General features: G+C 70.7%; 20 protein-coding genes. 1 reads left to right on the top strand and 19 read right to left on the bottom strand.

Going from position 1 to position 20,358, the window contains the following annotated elements; translation table 11 throughout:
- Positions 1-69 precede the first annotated feature (69 nt).
- A complete protein-coding gene (locus ACH442_RS10310; RefSeq protein ID WP_396337650.1) occupies positions 70-1,305 on the top strand; it encodes an IS110 family transposase in 1,236 nt (411 codons plus the stop codon).
- A 186-nt stretch (positions 1,306-1,491) separates the two neighbouring features.
- Here the strand turns inward: ACH442_RS10310 and ACH442_RS10305 are convergent, their stop codons facing one another.
- The 19 genes from ACH442_RS10305 to ACH442_RS10215 form a co-directional block, all read right to left on the bottom strand.
- A complete protein-coding gene (locus ACH442_RS10305) occupies positions 1,492-2,142 on the bottom strand; it encodes a hypothetical protein (protein ID WP_396337649.1) in 651 nt (216 codons plus the stop codon).
- A 373-nt stretch (positions 2,143-2,515) separates the two neighbouring features.
- The gene (locus ACH442_RS10300) at positions 2,516-3,196 is read right to left on the bottom strand and encodes a hypothetical protein (protein WP_396337648.1); all 681 of its coding nucleotides are present in this window, start codon (positions 3,194-3,196) and stop codon (positions 2,516-2,518) included.
- A complete protein-coding gene (locus ACH442_RS10295) occupies positions 3,193-3,585 on the bottom strand; it encodes a hypothetical protein (protein ID WP_396337647.1) in 393 nt (130 codons plus the stop codon). Before ACH442_RS10295 ends, ACH442_RS10300 begins: the two co-directional genes overlap by 4 nt.
- On the bottom strand, positions 3,582-4,046 hold the full coding sequence (locus ACH442_RS10290) for a hypothetical protein (protein WP_396337646.1): 465 nt from the start codon (positions 4,044-4,046) through the stop codon (positions 3,582-3,584). Before ACH442_RS10290 ends, ACH442_RS10295 begins: the two co-directional genes overlap by 4 nt.
- Positions 4,047-4,060: 14 nt before the next feature.
- Positions 4,061-4,390, bottom strand: a complete 330-nt coding sequence (locus ACH442_RS10285; protein WP_396337644.1) for a hypothetical protein — start codon at positions 4,388-4,390, stop codon at positions 4,061-4,063.
- 314 nt (positions 4,391-4,704) lie between these two features.
- Positions 4,705-5,274 carry a hypothetical protein gene (locus ACH442_RS10280; RefSeq protein WP_396337643.1) on the bottom strand — a complete coding sequence of 190 codons (570 nt, stop codon included), beginning with the start codon at positions 5,272-5,274 and terminating at the stop codon, positions 4,705-4,707.
- Positions 5,275-5,504: 230 nt separating this feature from the next.
- On the bottom strand, positions 5,505-6,491 hold the full coding sequence (locus tag ACH442_RS10275) for a DUF932 domain-containing protein (RefSeq protein ID WP_396337642.1): 987 nt from the start codon (positions 6,489-6,491) through the stop codon (positions 5,505-5,507).
- 301 nt (positions 6,492-6,792) lie between these two features.
- Positions 6,793-7,158, bottom strand: coding sequence for a hypothetical protein (locus ACH442_RS10270; RefSeq protein WP_396337641.1), 366 nt, complete (start codon positions 7,156-7,158; stop codon positions 6,793-6,795).
- A gap of 240 nt (positions 7,159-7,398) precedes the next feature.
- A complete protein-coding gene (locus ACH442_RS10265; protein ID WP_396337640.1) occupies positions 7,399-8,085 on the bottom strand; it encodes a hypothetical protein in 687 nt (228 codons plus the stop codon).
- A gap of 78 nt (positions 8,086-8,163) precedes the next feature.
- Positions 8,164-9,327, bottom strand: coding sequence for a hypothetical protein (locus tag ACH442_RS10260; RefSeq protein WP_396337639.1), 1,164 nt, complete (start codon positions 9,325-9,327; stop codon positions 8,164-8,166).
- A 379-nt stretch (positions 9,328-9,706) separates the two neighbouring features.
- Positions 9,707-10,111 carry a hypothetical protein gene (locus ACH442_RS10255; RefSeq protein WP_396337638.1) on the bottom strand — a complete coding sequence of 135 codons (405 nt, stop codon included), beginning with the start codon at positions 10,109-10,111 and terminating at the stop codon, positions 9,707-9,709.
- 100 nt (positions 10,112-10,211) lie between these two features.
- Entirely contained in the window at positions 10,212-11,273 is a 1,062-nt protein-coding gene (locus ACH442_RS10250; protein ID WP_396337637.1) for a M23 family metallopeptidase, read from the bottom strand.
- On the bottom strand, positions 11,261-12,073 hold the full coding sequence (locus ACH442_RS10245) for a replication-relaxation family protein (protein WP_396337636.1): 813 nt from the start codon (positions 12,071-12,073) through the stop codon (positions 11,261-11,263). Before ACH442_RS10245 ends, ACH442_RS10250 begins: the two co-directional genes overlap by 13 nt.
- A 68-nt stretch (positions 12,074-12,141) precedes the next feature.
- Positions 12,142-13,710 (bottom strand): type IV secretory system conjugative DNA transfer family protein, encoded by a 1,569-nt coding sequence (locus ACH442_RS10240; RefSeq protein WP_396337635.1) that lies wholly within the window; start codon positions 13,708-13,710, stop codon positions 12,142-12,144.
- Positions 13,707-15,113, bottom strand: a complete 1,407-nt coding sequence (locus tag ACH442_RS10235) for a hypothetical protein (RefSeq protein WP_396337634.1) — start codon at positions 15,111-15,113, stop codon at positions 13,707-13,709. The genes ACH442_RS10240 and ACH442_RS10235 overlap by 4 nt, the downstream gene beginning before the upstream one ends.
- 26 nt (positions 15,114-15,139) lie before the next feature.
- Positions 15,140-16,888: a VirB4 family type IV secretion system protein gene (locus ACH442_RS10230; RefSeq protein ID WP_396337633.1), complete on the bottom strand. Its 1,749-nt coding sequence runs from the start codon at positions 16,886-16,888 to the stop codon at positions 15,140-15,142.
- Positions 16,885-17,823: a PrgI family protein gene (locus tag ACH442_RS10225; protein WP_396337632.1), complete on the bottom strand. Its 939-nt coding sequence runs from the start codon at positions 17,821-17,823 to the stop codon at positions 16,885-16,887. Before ACH442_RS10225 ends, ACH442_RS10230 begins: the two co-directional genes overlap by 4 nt.
- Positions 17,820-19,865, bottom strand: a complete 2,046-nt coding sequence (locus ACH442_RS10220) for a hypothetical protein (RefSeq protein ID WP_396337631.1) — start codon at positions 19,863-19,865, stop codon at positions 17,820-17,822. Before ACH442_RS10220 ends, ACH442_RS10225 begins: the two co-directional genes overlap by 4 nt.
- Positions 19,865-20,272, bottom strand: coding sequence for a pilin (locus ACH442_RS10215; RefSeq protein WP_396337630.1), 408 nt, complete (start codon positions 20,270-20,272; stop codon positions 19,865-19,867). The genes ACH442_RS10220 and ACH442_RS10215 overlap by 1 nt, the downstream gene beginning before the upstream one ends.
- Between the last annotated feature and the right edge of the window lie 86 nt (positions 20,273-20,358).

The following is a 20,358-nucleotide window of genomic DNA, read 5'->3' as shown; positions in this document are numbered from 1 at the left end:
ACTTGGCTATTAGATCGCTGGCGTCTCCTCCGCGCTGCTACCAGCAGTTTCGGGAGTCGGAGGTGCGAGATGATCTGGATAGGTGACGATTGGGCCGAGGACCACCACGACATCGAGATCCTCGATGAGGACGGCCGACGGCTGGCCCGGGCGAGGCTGCCCGAAGGTCTGGACGGCATCACCCGGCTGCACACGTTGATCGCCGAGCACCTGCCGGTGTCCTGGGCAGACCTGGACCCGGTGCAGGCGTCCGGCCGGGTGGGGATCGGGATCGAGACCGATCGCGGTACCTGGGTCCAGGCACTACTCGGAGCCGGCTACCAGGTCTATGCGATCAACCCGATGTCGTCAGCCCGATACCGGGAACGGCATTCCACCTCGGGCGCCAAGTCCGACGCCGGCGACGCTCACGTGCTCGCCGAGATCGTGCGGCTGGACCACGACCATCACCGGCAGGTCGCCGGCGACAGCCCCGCCGCTGAAGCGGTGAAGCTGCTGGCCAGAGCCCATCAAAGTCTGGTCTGGGACCGCACCCGCCAAGTCCTGCGACTGCGGTCGGTGCTGCGGGAGTTCTTCCCCGCCGCCCTGCAGGCCTTCGACGATCTGGCCGCCTCGGACACCCTGGAGCTGCTGGACCGGGCGCCGGACCCGGACCAGGCCGCCCGGCTGGCCCGGTTGACCTTCGTCGCTGTGCTGCGCCGAGCGGGTCGCCGCGACCTCGAAGGCCGCGCCACCGCACTCCAGCAGATCTTCCAGGCACAGCATCTGCGTCAGCCCCAGCCGGTTCAAGCGGCCTACGCCGCGATCGTGTCCAGCCAGGTCCAGCTGATCACCGTCCTGAACATCGAGATCGCCGAGCTCGAGCGGCTACTGGCCGACCACTTTCGCCGCCACCGCGACGCCGCCCGCTATCTGAGCCTGCCCGGCCTCGGCGTCGTGCTCGGTGCCCGGATCCTCGGGGAGTTCGGCGACGACCCGGACCGCTACACCGACGCGAAAGCTCGCCGGAACTACGCCGGCACCTCACCGATCACCCGGGCTTCCGGCCGCCGCCGGGTCGTGCTGGCCCGCTACGCCCGCAACCGTCGTCTCGCGGACGCCGTGCACCAGTGGGCGTTCTGCGCCATGCGCGGCTCACCCGGCGCCCGCGCCTATTACCAGGCACTACGATCACGCGGCATCGGTCACCAAGCCGCCCTGCGCCAGCTCGGCAACCGCCTCGTCGGCATCCTGCACGGCTGCCTCAAGACCAAGACCGCCTACGACGAAGCCACCGCCTGGGCCCATTTACAGCCAAACACTTGACATCGAAAAACATGGGATGTCTGCCGCAACCCGGGCGGCAGCCCACGTCCGCTGATTACTCGTTGTGAGCAAACGGACGTGAGTCGCCGAGGCGGCCGGCCGCAACTTCCCCGCCCTACTCTTGCCCAGGACCTCTGCACATTTGGCGTACCTGGCTGGAACCCGTACGCCGACACCACTTCGCGCCTACTCTGGCTGATCGTCTTCGGCAGCGGACAGCAGTCGCCGGGCGGTGCGCGAGGCGATGCCCAGGCGGCTGGCAAGTTCGGCACCGAGGCCGCGCCGGTCGCGTCCGGCAGCTCTCGCCTCGGCGAGAAGGTCGGTGGCGGCTTGTAGGCGGGGGTCGTCGGCGTAGGGGTGGGGTTTGCGGGGGCCGGTGGTGCGGGGCGCGTGACCGGTGGATTGGCGGCCGGTGCGGGCGTCGGCGTGTGCCCATACGGTGCGCCGGTACCAGAACCGCCGCCTCCGGCCGTCGGACAGGATCTCGACGTCGTCGGGGTGTTCGGTCAGTTCGTCCGGCAGGTTGCGGTACGAACTGTAGCCGAGGACTCGTGCGGCCTCGCCGGAGGTCACCAGCTCGTTGGGGTCGCCGCTGCGATCGACCTCGGTAAGCACGGCAAGCTTCGAGGCCTGATGCGCGGTGTGGAAGGCGTCGATGTCCTCGGCCCAGAACCACTCGTGTCCGGAGGCGTCGGTGAAGGCCTCCGGGAAGCCGAACCGGTCGCGCTGGTGGATCCAGTTGAGGACGGTGGTGCGAGCCGCGCCGGTGTGCGCGGCAACGCCCTCGCGGTCGAGGGCTACACGGTCGTTGAAGGTACGGCGAGCCACGGTGGTCATTGTCGCGGTCTCCGGGTCGCGAGCGCGCTGACGGTGCCGGAACGCCGTTGAGGGCGGAGATAGCATCGGCGGCACGCTGCTCGGGGCTTTATGGCTGCTGGTGGCCGTGGGTGGCCTCGGACGGCGAGGCGGCCGGTCGGGGATTCGCGCGCGCTCGTCGAGAGCGTGCCCTGACCGGCCGCCGCCGAGCCGTGAATCAGCACGTCACCAGGGGTATTACTCGGGCGTGGAAGTCGTTCGGGCGTCGCGCGGTGCCCGGGGCGTCGCCGCGTGCCGGATACCGAATCGAGTCCGCAGACGCAGCGCCCACACCAGCACAACGCCCGTCGCCACCAGGAGCACGCCGATCCAAGTAGTCAGCCGGTAACCAGCCTCATCGTGCCACCGCTGGTCCACCACCGGCGCGCGGATCGTCGGCGTTCTCCGATGAAGTCGCGCCCGGCAGTTGCGGCGGAGCCTGCCACAGGCCGAGTGGGTGATCTGGGGTGATCTGATAGCGGCCAGGATGAAGCGTTTCGAGAACGGTGCTGTAGTTGCCATGCAGATGGCCGCGCACATTCGCCAGCTTCTTGCCGCGCGTGAGTTTGGCGGGCATGGCGTCGGTGACCCGGGCGATCAAGCCGTAGAGATCACGTTCCTCGATCAGGGTGGCGCAGCCGTCACAGGCACTCCATCGCTCACCCCAAATTTGGATCGGGCCGAGAGCCGTCTCGACGTTGCGGGTCCGGGCGGCGTGGTGGCGGCGCTGGTAGTCGCCGACATCCACGGTGCGCCGGGTGACGTATCGGACGTCACTTTCCTGGTCGGCGCACACGTAGATCCAGGCCGCGTCCGGTCCGGAGCAGAAGTCGCACTCGATGATCGGATTCTCGATCTCCGTTACCGGCGCCGGCCGAGCCGGATGGTCGACTTCGCCTCCGCGGACCTCGACCGGGTGCAAGAAGGTGAGCGCGCCACCGGCGGCCAAGCGCCGGTGCAGTGCCCGGCGGCAGGTCCGGCAATGGAAAGGAATCTCGTCGGGCGTCGGCGACGTCCAGGCCGGAGTGAGGGTCATCGGGCGGCTCCGTCCCGCTCGGCGTTCAAAATGTTCCAGGCCAGCGACACCATGAGGGTCAGCGGCAGGCCCGCGATCTTCGCCTTCGTCTTGGGCGTCGCGGCGTCGTAGACGGCGAGGATCGCCGAGGCGGTGGTGGCGTCCACCACGACGCCGTCGATCTTGCGGGTGTGTCCCGCTGCCGCCTCCCGCAGCGTCTGCATGACGTGCGGGTCGCCGGTGCTGGCGTCGTCCGGGATGAGTTCCGTCTCGGCGGCGTCGGGACAGTCCGGGCAGGTGACGAGGCTCGGTTCGTCGGTGACGCGAGTACCCGGCCCGTCGTCGGCCCCGCAGACCGCGCCGGAGTGCCGGGCGGATCGGCCGTGTGTCGAGGTGGCTTTAGCGGTCATGCCTGGTCGCCTCCTTCGGCAACCTGATTGATCGGCTTGCCCTGGTTCTCGCTGCTCTCACCGCGGCTGTGATCCGGCTCGTGGTCGAGGTTGCTCCCGAGGTAGGTTCGCGCGGTCGCGGTCAGTTGATCGAGCAGTGCGCTGAGCCGGGTGTTCAGGACGTCGTGCTGCTCGGTGGTGCTGATCATCCGGAAGAGATGGGCTCGGAGGGTGGTGAGCTCCGCGATGACGCTAGAGCGATCGAAGGCGTCCGTCTGGAGTATCAGTTCGTCGATCCAGTACCAGGTGGAATGCCCGTCGCGGTACTCGACGCGGTATTTGTAACCATTCGGGATGTACGGAACTCGGAAGATGTCCATGATGACGCCGGGTCGCTGCTCGAACGGTTCGAAGGCGTGGCGGCTGGTCACCACGTCGAAGAGGTGTAGCTGTGGTTGTTCGTCGGTGGTGTGGGAGTGCATGAGGGGCTCCTCGTTCAGAACAGCTCGTAGTCGTTTTCGCCGCAGCCGTTGACTTCGTAGGCGATGCGTTCGTCGGCGGTCTCGGTGGTGTCGAGGTGCAGGTAGAGGGCGTCGCGGCGGCGTTGCAACGCGATGGAGACGCCGTGGATGTCGAGGACCACGTAGTCGCTGTTGGCGCTCGATGTCGGGTAAACGCGCAGGTTGAGGTCACGCAGGACGGCGGCGATTGCCGGAGCCAGTGGCGTGGCGGGATCGTGTGCGGTGAGCGCGTCGATGAGTCGGGCTCCGTCGAGGTAGTGCTGTACCTCGCCGATCCCCTCGTGTGCCTCGGCCGAGTTGTTCATCGAGTTCTCCTCGTGCCGGCCGCGGCGGGGCCTCCGGTGCGCCGTCGAGGCGATCCGTTTCGAGGTCGTTGGTCGAGTCAGGGTCGACTTCAGCGGCGGCCGGCGCCGCGTTGGAGTCGTCAGCGTTCTCGGCGACGAGGGGCCGGAAGAGGGTGTCGAGGAGGTCGGCCGGGTCGACGCCGTCGGCGTGAGCGCGGCGCGAGAGTGCGGTAAAGGCGGTATCGGGTATGGCGATCAAAGGCATGAGCTGTCTCCACAGAGGTGGCGGCGCGGCCGTGACCGGGTGGTGTTGGTCCGGCCGCGCCGGTGTCGGGTTAGCGGACCGCCGGGTAAGCCACGACGGCGGGCGACGGCGGGCCGGGCACCACCGGGGCCGACCCGGTGGCACGCAACGGGGACGGAACCGGTGCCGCAGCGGGAGCGGGCGACGAGGGTGCGACCGAAGGCGGGTGCATCGGCGTGGCCGGATCGGCCGGGAGCGGCGGTAGCACCTCGGCGACCTTCAACCCGGAGCGGTCGAGGCTGATCGCGGCGTACGCGGTCAAGTGCGCGCCCACCGTCAGGGCCTGCGCACCGGTGAGCCGCAGCCGTACCGAGTTCGCCTGGTCGTCGCGAGCGTGAATGGCGACCTCGCCGGTCGACAGTGGCTGCACCGGCAGGAACGCCTCCGCGCTCACGTCGTCCGGCACGCTGTCGGCGAGCAGGTCCACGAGCGCGGTGTAGTAGCCCTGCATCACCTCGTGGGCCCGCACCGAGCGGGCTAGCTGGTCGGCGTGGACCTCGGCAGTGGCCGCCACACGGGACCGCTCGTGAGCGACCTGCGAGTCCGCGTACGTTATGCACAGGTTGTGGATGAGGTCGAGGATGTCGTCTCGGCTGGTCATCGTGCTGCTCTCCCTGGAAAGCGAGATCGTTCGAGTCAGGGGTGAAAGCACCGGCCCGGCGGCGTACTTCGGCGGTATCGCCGGGGCGGGCCGGTGCCGCATAGGGCGCGCGCCGGATGTCGTCGGCGGCCGGGCCGGTGCCGCATCCGGCGCGGCGCTACGGACGGTGTCCGCGACGCCCGCCGGGACCGGGGCCGGGTGGTGGCGGCCCCGGTACTGACGGCGGTTCATCAGACCGTGAGCAGCTCGAACGCGCGGCCCTTGATGTCCGTGCCCGCGCTGGTCAGAGCACGGGTCGCGCGGGCCTCGTCGCTCTTGGCCGGGGCGAAATGATCGACAAACTCGGTGATCGCCTGGTATCCGGCCCACCGGGTGCCCCGAATCGCCTTCTGCGTGTCCGCGTCCCGGATGAGGTAGCGCAGCGTGCTCATCCGCTGCTTCGCGTTGTTCTTCGTGGCGTCGGAGGCGTCGTCGGCGAGGGGCCACGCCTGGGCGACGATCTTCTCGAACTCGCCCATGGTGAGCGTCGCGTTGATCATCTTCTCGGCTTCGGCCTCGAACGCTGTGAAGTGCTTCCAGACCAGACCGATCGCCTCGCGCGCCTCGGAGATCTTGGTCTTGACGTTGGAGGTGTGCCGGAAGGTGTAGAAGCCCTTCGACCGCTTATAGGCCATGCGCTGCGTGTTCGCGCACACGATGCGGACCGGAGTGGCGTCCACGCGCAGCGAGGCGGTGCCGTCGTGGCTCGTGGTCGCGGCCAGATACAGGTCGATGTCGTCGACTCCGGCGACCTTCATCGCCTCCGGCAGCTTCATGGTGACGAAGACGCTCTTGCCGCCTCGCATCGAGCCGGCCGTCTCGAAGTGGGCGCCGGACTCGTCGGCCAGGAGGTTGAGGACCTCGGCGACCTCTTCGTTCTGCACGCAGGTGTAGTCGTCGCCGACCACGCCGAGGTACTCGGTGGCCTGGGTCTGCGGGTTGGTCCGTACGGTCATCCACTTGTCCGGCGAGTCGATCCGGGTGATGCCGTTCTCGGTGACCTCCATGCCGGACAGCGCGATTTTGCGGACGTTCCAGCCGCCGAGCCACGCCTGCTTCATGGCCTCTTCCGCGGTCATGCAGCCCTCGGTGATCTGGCCGAGTCGGTGCCAGGCCGACAGGTTGGCCGAGGCGAAGGCGGTCTGCCCGTTGGCCAGAGTTTCGAGCTCGTGTGCCATGGCTTGTGTTCCCTTTCCGTGCTGGTGAAATGGGGTGCGGCACGTCGCCGGGGATTCGCGCCCCCGGCGACTTCCGGTCAATGTCAATGTTTCCTACCTGCACGAGTGCATCAAGGCCGCCGGCCGGAGTCGGCCGAGGTTTCTCCAGCGAATCTGGCGGGTCAGCCGCCATAGACGGCGGTTCCCCGCCATAGACGGCGGTTCCCCGCCATAGACGGCGGTTCCCCGCCATAGACGGCGGTTCCCCGCCATAGACGGCGGGGAACCGGTCACGGCGACGCTGGGGCCTTGACGGCAGCCTTCACACGTCCGGGAACCCCGCATCGGTGTCCCGTTGATCGCGGATTAGCTCGGGTGCGAGATGCAACAGGTCGGCGACTTGCGCGACGGTGAAGTCTCCGAGCAGGCATCCTCGCTGGTCGCCCGCGCGGTCGGTGATCACATACGCGTCGGCGTACACGGTCACGGTGACGATGCGGTCCTGAATCAGGCGGTTGAGGGCGGCACCGAGTCGGGCAGCGAGAGTTGCGATCTGCCCGCCATCGTCCCGGGCGGCCCTGATCTCGGAATGAAGTTGGATGTCGGTGAAGTCGCCGACGACATCGGCGAGCATGTCCGCCATGAAGGCGGGTGGGTAGTGTTCGGCGATCCATCGCTCTGTGGGCATGGAGTGTGCGCCTTTCTCGACATGGGGTGGCCGATGAAGGGTCACCGGAGTTCGGCGGAGGTCGTCGTGTTGATCGCGGTGAAGTCCACGTGCGGCCCCGTGCCGCCATTCGGGCCGGGGTGCACATTGACCGGCGGCATCGGCAAGATCGGGCCGCACGTCGCGGGATAGGCGGTCAGCGACGTGGACACGCCCGGCGGGCCGGGCCGGTGTTGCGGTCCGCCGGGCCTGGCGGGTCGGTCATACCGGGTCGCCATCGGTGCCGCGCCGAACGTCGGTGATGACGAGGCCGGGGTTCACCGTGAGAATCAGGGCGCGGGCCGCGTCCCACTGTTCGGGGGTAATCCGGGAACTGACGGTGTCGAGTCCGGCGGCCTCCATGACGGCCCGTTGCGTAGCGGCGGTGTCGGCGTGGTCGAACACGGCGACCATGTCGCCGCCCGCGACGAGGTGCACGAGGCCATCCGTCGGCGGGGCGGCCGGGTCGGTGATCGGGTCGGCCGGTTGCGAGCCGCGCGGGCCGGGGACCGGGCATAGCGGCGTGCCGTCATGGTGTGACGTGGCCGGGCGCGGCATGGCCTCGGGCATGGGCCAGTCTGACGGGGCGACGGTGCGGGCCGGTTCGCCGCACTCGGGGCACCGCAACAGGCCGGGGTGGGTGGTCATCGTGTGCTGTCCTTCCGGGGTTGTCGTGGGATCGGCGGGTGCCGGGGTGACCAGTGCCGTTGTGGTGGTGTCGGCCTGTGCTTCGAGTTCGTCGCAGACGTCTTGCGCGTCGCGGCGGGTGCGGTGCGCGTCGTCGGCCCACCCGCCGACTTCGCGGTCCCACACGACCCACCGCCGATCACCCTTGCGATAGCCGCTGAGTCGCCGGACCTCGTAGCGCCGGGCGCGGCCGGGATTGCGGCGGCGCGGTTGCGGGGTCATGAAGGTGCCTCCGTCCGGGATGGGGATTGAGTGATGCCGGGGCCGGGCGTGATGCCCGGCCCCGGTGGAGGTTTGGTGTCAGGCCGCGTCGGCGGCGGGTGCCGTGTCGGCGTTGTCCGTGTCGGCGGCGGCAGTGTTGGTCGCGTCGTCGCTACCGGCCGGGCCGTCGGTGTCGGTGTGGTCGGTCACCGCCGGGGCCATGAGGGCACGGACTTCGGGCGTCGGGGCAGGGGCGTTGTCCGCCACGGCGTACGTCTCCGGGGCGACGCGGGTCATGATCAGAACGCCGCGCGTGGTGAGCTTGCGCTGCGCGTTCACGATCGCGCCGGGGCTGCGCCCGATCTCCTTCGCGATCGCGCCGTTGGTCAGCTCGTGGGCGGGGCCACGGTCGCGGTGGAACGCCTCGACGATGCGCTCCAACTCACCCTTCGCCAGCTTCGGCGCACCATCGCTGTTGACGTCGGCGGTTACCCGGACCGCGCCGGGGGTGGGGGTGCGCCGCAACGCCGACACGCGCCGGATCTTGCGCTCGTGACCGCACGTCGGGCACGCGATGCTGGCGGGCGCGTTGGCCGGGTCCACCGTGGCGAGGTCGGTGTTGTCCCCCTGCACCCACAATTCCGTGCCGTCGGCGGTGATCGGCTTACGGCGGGCGGCACCGGCGACCTCCATAGCAGCGAGGATGACCTCGCCCATGGCAACCGACAGGCCACTCTCGTCAATGGCCGCGTCGGCGGTGATGCCGTCCTCGTGGTCGCCCAGCACCCCGGCCATGATCATGACCTTCAGGTCGGGCTTACGCGGGGCGACCGGCGGGGCGGACACCGGGACCTCCGGCAGTGTCGCCTCGTCGGCCGCGCCGTCGGTGGTGTCGTCGGCCGGGGTCGGGGTGGTGTCGTCGGCCGCGCCGTCGGTCACCTCGTCCGCCGGGGTCGGGGTGGTGTCGTCGGCCGCGCCGTCGGTCACCTCGTCCGCCGGGGTCGGGGTGGTGTCGTCAGCCGCGCCGTCGGCCACCTCGTCCGCCGGGGTGACGGGGTGCCAGGTGTCGGCGGTCTTGCGGCCCTTCGGGTCGGGCTCGCGGCGGGCGGTGCCGTCGGCGGCCATGGTGGTCAGGGTCTTCGTGACCACGGTGACGGTGAGGCCGGTGGCGTCGGCGAGGTCGCGGGTGGTCATGCCGTCCGGGTAGCTGGTCAGGGCGGCGGTGATGGAGTCGACGGCGTTCGGGGTGGCGGTGGTGGTCATGGCGCAGAAACCTCCGGAAATAGGGATGGGAATAGCGTTCCCGCAATGCGCGGTGCGCTTTTGTTTGGCGGGGCGTTTTGTTGCCCACGTCCATGGACCCTCTGCGCCGGGGGAATGTCAACCCCCGTTTTCAAGACTCTTTGCGTTCCGATGACCGGCACCCCATTTACCTCGGTCGCGCGGCAACGGGTCGCGGCCCGGGGCCGCATTTAAGCGGCCTACCGTGGCTGCTCGCCCATTTTCGGGCCGGGCCGGTATATACGTCAGGGTGGGCCGCGTCGGCGCGCGTAGCGCGCCGTGGGCGGGTCGCCGGGAATCGGGCGTTAAACGCGCCCGCGCGCCCGGCCGATGCCGGGCGCGCGGGGTGGGGCGGGGTAGGTCAGCGTGCGGCGTTGATCATGGCGGTGAGCCCGTCGTTGATTGCGCCCCACCGGTCGCGGCACACCGGTTCGGTGGCGGTGCCGGACAACAGTATGTGGTGGGTGATGCCGCGCCGGTCGGCGGCGAAAGCGACGCGCTCACCAGGAAGAATGACCGCATATCCGTACACGTCGCCGGGGAACAGGCCGGGGTGGCGGCCGATCAGTGCGGCCATAGTCGCCAGCGCGGCGGGGGCGGTGTCGGCGGTCAGCGGGCCGCCGGGAACGGCCACCGTTTCGCCGGTGACGGTGGCACCGTCGCCGGTCAGGGTGACCAGCGCGGGGGCGTCGCACGTGGCCGCTACGGCTTTCACAGCGACTCGAACAGAATCGATGGTGATAGCGTTTCCGGTGGTGTTCGTCATTTCGGTTTCCTTCCCGGCGGGAATTGCTTACATGTCCATGGACCCTCGATACGGCCATGAAGTCAAGTCCATGAATGTGCGAAGAATCACTTCACCGTTTTTATAGTCGGACGCCTTTGCTGATCATGAAGGGCACCGGGTTGACGGCGTTACTTTCCGTGGCGGGATAGCCGGTGTGGATTTCGTAATGCAAATGAGGCCCGGACGAATTGCCGGAGGTGCCGACATAGCCGATCGGCTGACCGGCGGTCACGGACTGGCCGACCTTCACCAACGGTTGCCGCACCATGTGGCAATACCGCGACACGATGTCGCCAGCGTGCCGGACCTCCACGTACCACCCGCACCCACCGAGGCCCGGATATCCGTCGGTGTCGCACGGCATGGCGGCGTGAAACGGGGCGTCCCATGAGTTCCCGGCGACGTTGCACCGCACCCGGACGACGACCCCGGACGAGGCGGCCCGGATCACGGTTCCCCGGCCGACGATGAGGTCCACCCCGTCATGGCCGGGCCGGTCGGCGGTGCGGAACCCGGAACCGACCTCGTCACCGGTCACGGGCCGTGTCCACCCGGCCGGGCTCAGCGCCGCGCCGTCGCACGCGGGCAGCGTCCCGCCGGTGAACCCGGCCACGATCACCGAGGCGCGTGCCTCGTGTTTGGCGTAGGCGTCCGGGTACGCCGACCGTTGCACCCGCTGTGCGGCCACGGTGAGCGGCATCGTTTGCCACCCCGGCACCGCTAGGAGGTGTTCGTAGAACTTTCCGGCGGCGTAGTCCGGCGACATGATCTGTGCCGGGGTACCCCAACCTTGCGACGGCCGCTGTTGGAACAGGCCCAACGAGTCGTGATCGTTGCCCGCACCCAGATTCCCTAGGTTGACCAGGCCCGACTCTTGCAACGCGGTCGCGACGGCGATCACCCACCCGCGCACGGGTACCCGCATCCGCTCACCCACGCCAACGATCACCGCCGCGTTACCGGCCTGTTCGGCGGTCAGCCCGGCCGGACTCGCGCCCGGCGTGGTCACCGTCGCGGCGCACCCGGACCCGTACCCGCCGCCCCCGCCGAACACGGCCCCGATCACCCCGGCCGTCCCGGCGGCGATGATCACCACGACGGCTAGGAACGCGACCGCGACACCGGCCGCTAAGCGTCCCACCGGGCACCGCCCCCGGCCGGGGTGAGGTCGGCCAGGCTCACCCGCCCGCCGTGCCCGGCGACCCGCCACACCGGCCCGGCCGGGCCACCCAGCTCGGCCGCGTCGTCGTCGGCGGCGGTCGCCACGGTCAGCCCGTCGGGCACCCCGGACCGCGTCAGGTGGGCGTGCAAGTTCAGCTCACGCGTGCCGGTGGGTAGCCAGAACAGCACCGGATACGCCCGGCCCGGCGGAAGCGCGGCGTACCCGGCAAGTTTGCCCGCGACCCGTGACAACGTTTCGGTGCCGAGGTCCGCCTCCACCCAGAACGGCACCGCCCGCCCGGCCGACTGCCACACCCCGTGACCGTCCGGGCGCACGACCGCGCCGACGGTTTCCCGGCACCGCGTTTCGTTCCACCACCGGATCAGGCGTGCGCCGTCGTGGGTGCGGGCGTGCCCGGTCAGCGCGACGAAGAACCCGTTGACGGTGAGCAGGTGCGCCAGTGTCGGGGACATGGCGAGTCGGGCCGTGGCGTCGCGTACGGTGGCCGGGCGCGGCATCGTGGCACCGCTTGCGGCGGCGATGATGGCCGCGCCGACGGGCCCGAGGGTCCATCTCCATGATTGCGAGCCGGGGCGCTGGTAGTGCCGGAACCGGTCGAGGATGTCTCGTGCGTGCAGGGTGTTGAGCCGGTTGCGGGCCCGGCCGATGGAGCCGAAGGCGAGCTCGACGAGGTGTTCGGTGGTGAAGGTCTTGTGCTGGTCGAGCAGTTCGAGCAGGTGACGGTCTCGGGGGGTGAGTCTCGTAAGTTCGCCGGCCACGACGGAGGCGGTGAGCCTTCCTCCGATGGAGGCAGCGCCGGTGGCGCTAGTAGCAGGGATATCTCTTATCAGTCGGTTCCGGTCCACCAGTCCTCCACACCGTCATCCACCAGCGCAGGTGGCGTGTTCATGGGGGTGTGTTCAGGCGAGTGTTCGGCCTCGTTGGATTCCTCGTTGGACCGCTCGTTAGAGGTCTCGTTAGACCCCTCGCCCTGAACAGCGAAGGTGTTACGACCCACCAGCGGCAGCACCGAAGACTCCTCGCCGACCTCGGCATCGGCGCCGGCCGCGACCGTTGCCTGACCGAGTAGCCGCTTACGGTCTGCCCTCGGAAGGCCGGTGAGCTTGCGTGCTGAGCGGCGTAGCTCGCTGGCCCGACCCTTGATCGCGTCGGGAGGCGGGAGGGTGTCGGCGGTGACCGGCGGGACTGCACGGCCGCCGGCCACCGGCCGGAGAACGACCTCGTAGCCGCCGAGCCGGATCAGATCGCCGTCGTCGAGGTACGGGCGCAGGTGCCGGGCCTGGTCAATGGCGTCGCGCGGTGCGAGCGCGAAGTACACCTTGTTGCGGGCGTTGGCGTCGATCGCCTCTTGCATCTCGCCGGACAGTTGGCCGAGGAACTGGTGGGCGAGCAGCCACGAGACGTGCAGGCCGCGGGACTCGGCGAGGGCGTCGTCGATGCCGATCGGCAGGTGCAGGAAGTTGTGGCACTCGTCCAGGACCACGCTGGCGTCCGGCCGCCGGTCCTCGGGGATGCGGGCGCGGCCGGTGGTGGCCTGCCAGAGTCCGGCGAGCAGCAGCGAGCCGATCAGCCGGGCTCCGTCTTCCCCGATCACGCCTTTGGGCAGGCGGGCGAGCAGGATGCCGCCGTCGAGGATCTCCGGGAACGAGAAGGTGGTGGCCGGCGCCCCGAACAACTCCATCGCGAACGGGTGCGACAGGACCAGCCGCAGGCGGGACAGCAGCGGCGCGGCGAGCCCGGCCCGCTGCCCGACGGAGAGCGCGTCGAAGCCTTCCCAGAACTCGCCTAGGGTGTTGCCCTCCCACGCGTTCAAGCCGCGGGTGACTGCTTTGACCCGGGCGGCGCGCCACTTGGCATCCGAAAGCAAGCGGGGTAGGTGCGGGAGGGTGGAGCCGTCGAGGTAGGCGAGGGTGAGCAGGCCGTGGTAACAGAGGTCGGCTTGGCGTGGTCCCCACCAGCGGGCGAAGACCTTCGACATCACGGCGGTGACGTTGGCGGCCACGTCGTGCGGGGTACCGCCGTGCACTCGGGGGTCGAGCAGGTTGATGGCCGGGGGCGCGTGCTTCTCGTCCGGATCGATGAGGACGAGGCGGTCTCCGGCGTCGGCGGGCATCCGGTCGAGCAGGTCGCGGATGAGGTCGCCTTTGGCCGGGTCGAACGCGGCGACCCCGCGCCCGGCCTCAATGTCGTCAAGGATCAACCGCAAGAGCAGGGTGGTCTTGCCGGTGCCGGTCGGGCCGAGCGCGTGCAGGTGATACCGGCAGTCGGCCAGCGAGATCCCGATCCTCGTGCGCGGGCCGGCGTTGGCGACTCCGATCACCTTGCCGCCCAGCCCGTGCCGCTGATCGAGCGGCACAAGCTGGAGCCTCCGCTCCTGGTTCGCCGCGGTGGTCACGGGGCGCTCCACACCGTCGGCTCGCCGCCGTCACCGCTGTCCCGCTGCTGCGGACGGCTCCTGGTGGGCCGGGGCTCGGCGGCCGGTCCGGCGCGGAAGACGTCGCGGCCACCGGGCCGCCGCCGCGACGCGGCAGCCGGAAGACCGTGCACGGCCGGTTCGATCGGCAGCCCTGCCAGCGCCGCCACCTCGTCCACCCCGGCGAGGCTCATCTGCTGCGGGCGGACCCACCGGTCGGCCGCCGCGCTCGCGCCTCGGCGCAGGCGCCGACGGCTGAAGTGCGCCGACAGCAGGCCGAACCCGCCGGTGATCGCGGCGGCAGCCGAGCGAGCGGCCTCCTTCGTCGGGCCGCCGGCGGTGGCGAAGACCGCGACGAGGAAGTGCGGCCCAGCGCCGTACTTGAGCCGGGCGCGGCGGGCAAGCTCGGTCAGGTACGGGTCGGTCGCCGTGGTCCGCCGGTAGCTCGTGTGGCTCGACGGGCCGGGCATGAACACGCTGGCCACGCCCAGCAGCGCCTTGCGCAGGCCGTCGGTGAGCAGGACGGCCACCCGCAGGGTGCCGCTGGGGCGGCGGGCGCGCTCGGGGTGGGTCATCGCCCGGTGCAGCACCCGCAGGCGGTAGGCGGGCGCACGGCTGAGGTGCACCTGGAGAAGGCCGCCGCCAGTGCGCCCGGCCGCGGCCAAACCCTCGTACACCGCGCGGAGCTGGTCGGCGTCCGGTTGCGCGTTCGCCCAGGAGCGCGGTGTCGCGGTCGGCGGGTCCTCGACGAGAGGTAGCCAATCGGGCTGGGTGGGACGCAGCGCCACGGTGGTCGACGTCGCGGTAACCGCGACGCGCGGCGCGGCAGCCTCCTCGACCCGCACACCGGGCCAGGCGCTCTCCAGGTTGCGGCGCACCGAGGTTGCGGTGATCCCCGGGGACAGCCAGAGGCCGCACCGCATCCCGTGCGCGTCGGCGCGGACCTCCCAAACGAGGCGCGCGGGGCGCAGCGCCCACCGGCCCGGTGCGGGCAGCAGCGTGGCGAGCAGCCGCCACAGCCCGATCGTGGCGGCCGGGCTCGCCGAGACCGGCGGGATGATTTCCAACCACCGGGCCGCCCGGATGTGCTTACGCCACACCCGGCGCTTCCAGCTTCGCCACGCCACCATGAGCGCGATGAGGACGGCGATGCCGGCCGCCCAGAGCGGCCACCAGTCGCGCAGACTGAGCCACAGCGCCTCCGGGGCGTGCTGGCCCCACGTGCCGCACAGCAGCTCGCCGATGACAGAGCCGGGGATGCCGTTCTGCCCGGGGATGCAGCCGAGCGGGGACGGCTGCGGGGACGGGGACGACGCCGGGGACGACGGTCCCAGCAGCGGGGACGACAGCGTGATGAGCGGGGACGACAGAGCGGACAGGATCATGACGGGGTCTCCGATCCGTAGAGGGGTCAGCGGCGCGGCCCGGCGGGGCCGGTGACGACGAGGTCGTGTTCGACGTCGTCGGAGGCGATGCTGTGGAACGCCACCCGCGAGGCCCCGGCGGCGAGCAGCGCATCGCCGCGTTGGCAGGACAGCAGGAAGGCGCGTTCGCCGTCGGTGAGCCCGAACGCCTCGGTGACGGCGTCGATGGCCTGCGGCGCCTGCCGTAGGAGCACCTGCGTGGCGGCGTTCGAGACGACTGCCCGGCCCACATCGGTGGCCAGGACATCGGCGGCGTCCTGGGTGATCACGGCGAGCCCGGTGTCGTATTTGCGCGCTGACTTCGCCAGGCGGAACAGGAATTGCGCCCCGAGTCCCGCGCGCAGCATCAGCCATGCCTCGTCAACCAGGACAAGGCGTCTGCGTTGGGTGCCGGCGTGGTGGGAGGTGCTGACGGTGCGCCAGATCGCGTCGAGGATCAGCAGCGTGCCGACCGGTTTCAGTTCCTCCGGCAGGTCCTTGATCGCGTACACGACCAGGTGCCCGGCGGCGGCCGTGCTGGTCGGGCCGTCGAACAGGCCCTTGAACGACCCGGCGACGTACGGGTAGAGCCGGGCGGCCAACACGCGGCCCGCCTCGCCGGACTCGTCCAGGGCGGCGGCGACGTCAGCCAGCAGCGGCGCGGGCCGCCGCCACGTACGCGGATCACTCGTGATGCCCTTGGCCCGGTACGCGGCCAGCACCGCGACGTCGAGCGCGGCGGCTTCCTCCGGCGACACCCCGGCCCCGCCGGTCAGCACAGCGACGAAGGTCTGCATGAACAGCGCCCGGCGTACGAGCGCGTCCTCGCCGTCACCTGCCGACAGATCAAGGGGGTTGATCCGCACGCCGGGGACGCCAGGCCGGATGATCGTCCCGCCGACCGCCTCGGCCAGCCGCACGTACTCGTCTTCGGGGTCGATGACGAACGCCTCGACGCCCTGGTAAAGGTTGCGCAGCAGGTCGAGTTTCGCCAAATAGGACTTGCCTTCCCCGGAGCGGGCGAGGATGACGGAGTTGTAGTTCGGCTGGGCCCAGCGGTCCCAGATCGCGATCCCGGGCGAGTGCAGGTTCAGCCCGTACAGCACGCCCTCGCCGGTGGTGGAGGGCAGGTCAGGGCTGGTGAACGGGAACGCGGCGGCGAGCGCGTCGGTGTCGAAGATCCGCGTTACGCCGAGGGCGTCGAAGGCGAGCGGCAGGCCGGTGATCCAGCCCTGCAGCTGCCGCCAGGTCGCCGGGGCGACATCCAGCAGCAGCGACGAGGCCAGGGCGCGAACCTCGGTCACCCGGTCGGTGAGCTCCGGCTCGCTGTCGGCTTGCACCGTCAGGTACAGGCCGAGGCGGAAAAGGCGGGCTTCGCCTCGGGCCAGGCGCGAGGCCAGCTCGGCGGCATCAGCCGCGGCCGCGTCCAGCTCCGGATCATCGAGACGACCCTTGCCTGCGTCCTGCCGGCGCGATGCCTCGAACCGCGAGCGCTGCTTACGCAACCTTTGGGAGGCGATGACCGGCGGGACGGGTTCAATGTGCAGCGACACATCGACCCGGCCGGGATAAGACAGCAGCGGCTCGAGCCAGCCGGGACCGACCTCGGCCGGGTAGCCGGTCACGGCCAAGGTCGCGGTGTAGCCGTCCCCGACCCGCACGGATCGTCCCCCAACTTCGACCGCGTCCGGGCTGCCGGGGACGACCGTCCCCAGCTCGGGGACGACGCCGGGACGGCGACGCGACAACAAACTCACGGCTGCTCGCTTTCCTCGAAGGCGGCACCCGACCTGTGGGCAGCGGGGCCGAGATGAGCAGAAGGGTTGAGGGCGCCGGCCAGCATCGAGGCCGTGTCCTCCGGGCCGAGCTCTCGGGCGGAGACCTCGCAGCCGGACAGCGCCCGGACCGTCTCGGCGGCCTGGTGGACGGTGTTGCCGGGGCTGCGGGTGCTGCGCACCGCGACGGTGACCTGCCGGTGCAGCAGCTCCCGCCGGGCGGCGAGGTCGTCGAGGAACGCCGCGTGCGCGCGGGCGGCCTCTTCCAGGGCCGGGTGCGGCAGGCCAGGCGCGTCGGCGCGGAGCCGATCGGCGAGGTGGGTCAGGTCGACGCGCTGAGCCCGGACGTGGATTTGGGTGGGGCCGTCGAGGCTGTGCAGCCAGCGTGCGAACGCGGCGACCAGGCCGTTCTGCTCGGCGGCCGTGCGCAGCCCGAAGGCCACCGTCGAGGCGCTGACCAGGCCGGTGGTGCCGTCCGGGCCGAGGTCGATCAAGCCGTCGTCGGTGATGCCGCGGGCCGGGAGTTGCAGCGGGGCGGGCAGCGCGAGCCGGTCGCCCGGCCCGGCCGTGGTGGCGACCCAGGCCGGGGCCGGGCGGATCGGGCCGTCGGCCGGGACTAGCCGGTGCGGTGCGCGGCGGTGCCGGAGCGCGTGGAGCAGCCACCGGTCGAGGCTGATGCCGTCGCGGCGGCCGACGGCCAGGAAGAACGCTGCTCCCGCGATCGGGACGGCCAGGACGAGGAACAGCAGTGGCGGGATCAGCGTGGCCACGGCGGTCCAGGCGGCGTAGAGCAGCAAGCCGGTGATGGTCAGGATGACGAGCTGGTGCCAGGTCATGCCGAACGCGACCCGATCTTCGCGGTCCACGTCAGCGGGGATACGAGCGCGCATCGGCGGCTCGTCGCTCTGACGGCTCACGATTTACCTCCTCGGGGACGGCGCCGCACCGGCGGCGGGGACGGCGGGGACGACTCCAGGGACGACTCCGTCCCGGTGTCTCTGGCCTGCGAAGATGGCGGTGGCGCGGCGGGGCGAAACACCGGTGTGGTGGTGCCGCGCGGCGCGGGTCGCGGGGGCGGCTGCGCCGACGAGCCGGGTAGCGGTGTCGATGCCGCTCCGGTGGCCGGAGGTGCCTGCCGCCGCGTGCTGGTGGAGCGGCCGGGACTCGGCGCGGCCGGCGGGTCGGCGGCTCGCCGCGCCGCGGTCGGCCGCTTCGCGGGGGCCTTCTTCGCCGTTCCCTGGTTCGCCGCCGGTTTCGAGGTGCTCGGCGGGCTCGGCCGCGCGGCCGGCGCATTGGAGAACACCGGTGTGAATGGGGCTGGAGGCCGACGCGGTGCCATCTGCTTCTCCGCCGAGGAGAACGTTGCCGCAGGTGGCGGCCCACTCGGCGACGGGCTCGACGGCGCAGAGGCGCTGTTGCTGAAGGCCGGGTTTCCGGCTGGGGTGCTCGGCCGGGCGGTGCTCGGGCCGGGCGTGGGCGGGTGGGAGAACGACGCGGCCGGAGCGGGGCCGGACGGGGTCGGTCCGGGTGTAGCAGGCTGCGCCGGGTTGCTGAACGCGGGCGGCCCGTTGACCCCTGCCGGTGCCGGTAGCGGGGTCTGGGCGGCCGGAGCATGGCTGAACTGCACGGGGGCGGCCGTCCCCGGCCGTGACCTGGCCGGGGACGGTGCTACTCGCCGGGTGGGGACGGGCCGGGTTGCCGTCCCCGCCCTGGCAGTGCTCGTGGCGGCCCGGCTCGTCGCGGCGGTGCGGCTCGCGCCGAGCAGCCCGGCGGCAGCGCCGAGGGTCTTGAAGGTGATGTATGCCTGAAGGAGCTGCCCGAGCAGCCCTCGGCCCTGGCTTTGCAGCCCGATCGGGGCGAGGACGAATTGCTTCATCAGGCCGGGCAGCTTGATCAGCAGCCACAGCATCGTGATGCAGACCAGGACACCGAGCAGGCCCTGCGTGCTGGCCGGGATGCCCAGCACCTTCATGCCGGTGGGGGTCAGGAACACCTTGACCGTGGACAGCACGATCACGGCCTGACCGACCTGAAGGCCCGCGCAAGCGCCGACGGCTCGCCACCAGGTGTAGGCGATGCCTTCGGTCTGCGGTGTGGCGTGCAGGACCAGGACGATCGGGCCGATGCCGACCAGCACGATGAACACGCCGACTCGGCCCACGAAGGTGATCAGTGCGACGATGCCCAGCGCGGCGGCGGCGATTCCGAGCAGCCCGAACATGATGTTGACCGAGGAGCCGGTCAGCGCCGACATCAGGTATTCGAGGATGGCATCGGCGGCGGCCTGCGGGTCGACGCCTTCGCTCATCACGCCGACGGTCAGCGCGTTGGCGACCTCGATGATCTTCTCGCAGATGATCAGGCTCAGGTTCGAGAGCAGCGCGCCGGCGGCGATCCGAGGTGCGATCTCCTTGAGTCCGTACTGGGTTTGGACGGTCTCGCGGGACATGATGATGAAGCAGGCGGCCAGCACGAGCAGCCCGTAGAGGGCGTTGGCGGTGACCATGCTCGTGGTCCACACGGCCTTCACCGCCGGATTGCTGGTGAGATCAGGTGTGGACAGCACCGTGGAACCGAGTGCCGTCAGGACCGGGTCGATGATTTTCTTGGCGACCCAGATCAAGAAGTCGTTGATCGCTTTACGGATCTGCCCGGGGATGTCGAATAGCCCCGGATCGTCATCGTCCCCGCTGCCCGGAGTTGGGGACGGCTGCGGGGACGGCTGCGGCACCTGCGGGGACGACGGCGTCGTCGGGCTCGGGCCGTTCGGCGGAGGCGTCGGAATCGGGGACGGCGTGTTCGTCGTGGGGGACGGCGTCGGGGACGGCACGTTCGCGGCCGGGGCGGGAGCCGGGGACGGGTCCGCCCACGCGGCCTCGGCAGCGGCCAGACCGACGAGCATCGCGGCGAGAACGAGCCCAGCCCCGAGCAGGCGGCGCACGGTGGGGTGGCGGCCCATCACTTAGTCCACGCGGCGATGATCGTGAGCAGCAGCGGAACCAGCAGCGCTCCGGCGTAGCCGATCGCGGCACTACGGAACGCCGTCTTGCCGCGCTCAACCTCGCCGGGCTCGCCGCTGGTGTAGCGCAGGAAACCGATGGTCAGGCACAACGACGCCCAGGCGGCGAGAAAAGTCATCGCCCACGCTCGGACGTTGCCCAAGACCGTGGCGATGGAGTCGGCGGCGAGCACCATGTCGGCCGGCGCGGCGGCGAAGGCCGCCTCCGGCGCCGCACCGAGAACCAGCACCGCGGCGGCAATGGCGGCGGCGCTCAAGAGTCGGACGGCATGAATGAGCTGGTGGCGGCGGTCGCCGGTCGGTCGGCGCGGCGGCGGGGTGGGCCTTTTCAACGGGTGGCGGTTCATGAGACGTGAGCACCTCCGGGTGGCCCGGCCCCGGCGTCAGAGCGCGCGAGGGCCGGGCGGCACGGGTGAAGGGATGCGGTGAACCC

It is taken from the genome of Actinoplanes sp. NPDC020271 (genome assembly GCF_044388125.1).
In the GTDB taxonomy this organism is placed as follows: Bacteria; Actinomycetota; Actinomycetes; order Mycobacteriales; family Micromonosporaceae; genus Actinoplanes.
This window is presented reverse-complemented; position numbering and strand designations above follow the sequence as displayed.

Excerpts from the sequence above, each read along its gene's own strand:
- ACH442_RS10310 (WP_396337650.1), top strand. The coding sequence starts at position 70 with ATGATCTGGATAGGTGACGATTGGGCCGAGGACCACCACGACATCGAG.
- ACH442_RS10305 (WP_396337649.1), bottom strand. The coding sequence starts at position 2,142 with ATGACCACCGTGGCTCGCCGTACCTTCAACGACCGTGTAGCCCTCGAC.
- ACH442_RS10300 (WP_396337648.1), bottom strand. The coding sequence starts at position 3,196 with ATGACCCTCACTCCGGCCTGGACGTCGCCGACGCCCGACGAGATTCCT.
- ACH442_RS10295 (WP_396337647.1), bottom strand. The coding sequence starts at position 3,585 with ATGACCGCTAAAGCCACCTCGACACACGGCCGATCCGCCCGGCACTCC.
- ACH442_RS10290 (WP_396337646.1), bottom strand. The coding sequence starts at position 4,046 with ATGCACTCCCACACCACCGACGAACAACCACAGCTACACCTCTTCGAC.
- ACH442_RS10285 (WP_396337644.1), bottom strand. The coding sequence starts at position 4,390 with ATGAACAACTCGGCCGAGGCACACGAGGGGATCGGCGAGGTACAGCAC.
- ACH442_RS10280 (WP_396337643.1), bottom strand. The coding sequence starts at position 5,274 with ATGACCAGCCGAGACGACATCCTCGACCTCATCCACAACCTGTGCATA.
- ACH442_RS10275 (WP_396337642.1), bottom strand. The coding sequence starts at position 6,491 with ATGGCACACGAGCTCGAAACTCTGGCCAACGGGCAGACCGCCTTCGCC.
- ACH442_RS10270 (WP_396337641.1), bottom strand. The coding sequence starts at position 7,158 with ATGCCCACAGAGCGATGGATCGCCGAACACTACCCACCCGCCTTCATG.
- ACH442_RS10265 (WP_396337640.1), bottom strand. The coding sequence starts at position 8,085 with ATGACCCCGCAACCGCGCCGCCGCAATCCCGGCCGCGCCCGGCGCTAC.
- ACH442_RS10260 (WP_396337639.1), bottom strand. The coding sequence starts at position 9,327 with ATGACCACCACCGCCACCCCGAACGCCGTCGACTCCATCACCGCCGCC.
- ACH442_RS10255 (WP_396337638.1), bottom strand. The coding sequence starts at position 10,111 with ATGACGAACACCACCGGAAACGCTATCACCATCGATTCTGTTCGAGTC.
- ACH442_RS10235 (WP_396337634.1), bottom strand. The coding sequence starts at position 15,113 with ATGATCCTGTCCGCTCTGTCGTCCCCGCTCATCACGCTGTCGTCCCCG.
- ACH442_RS10220 (WP_396337631.1), bottom strand. The coding sequence starts at position 19,865 with ATGGGCCGCCACCCCACCGTGCGCCGCCTGCTCGGGGCTGGGCTCGTT.
- ACH442_RS10215 (WP_396337630.1), bottom strand. The coding sequence starts at position 20,272 with ATGAACCGCCACCCGTTGAAAAGGCCCACCCCGCCGCCGCGCCGACCG.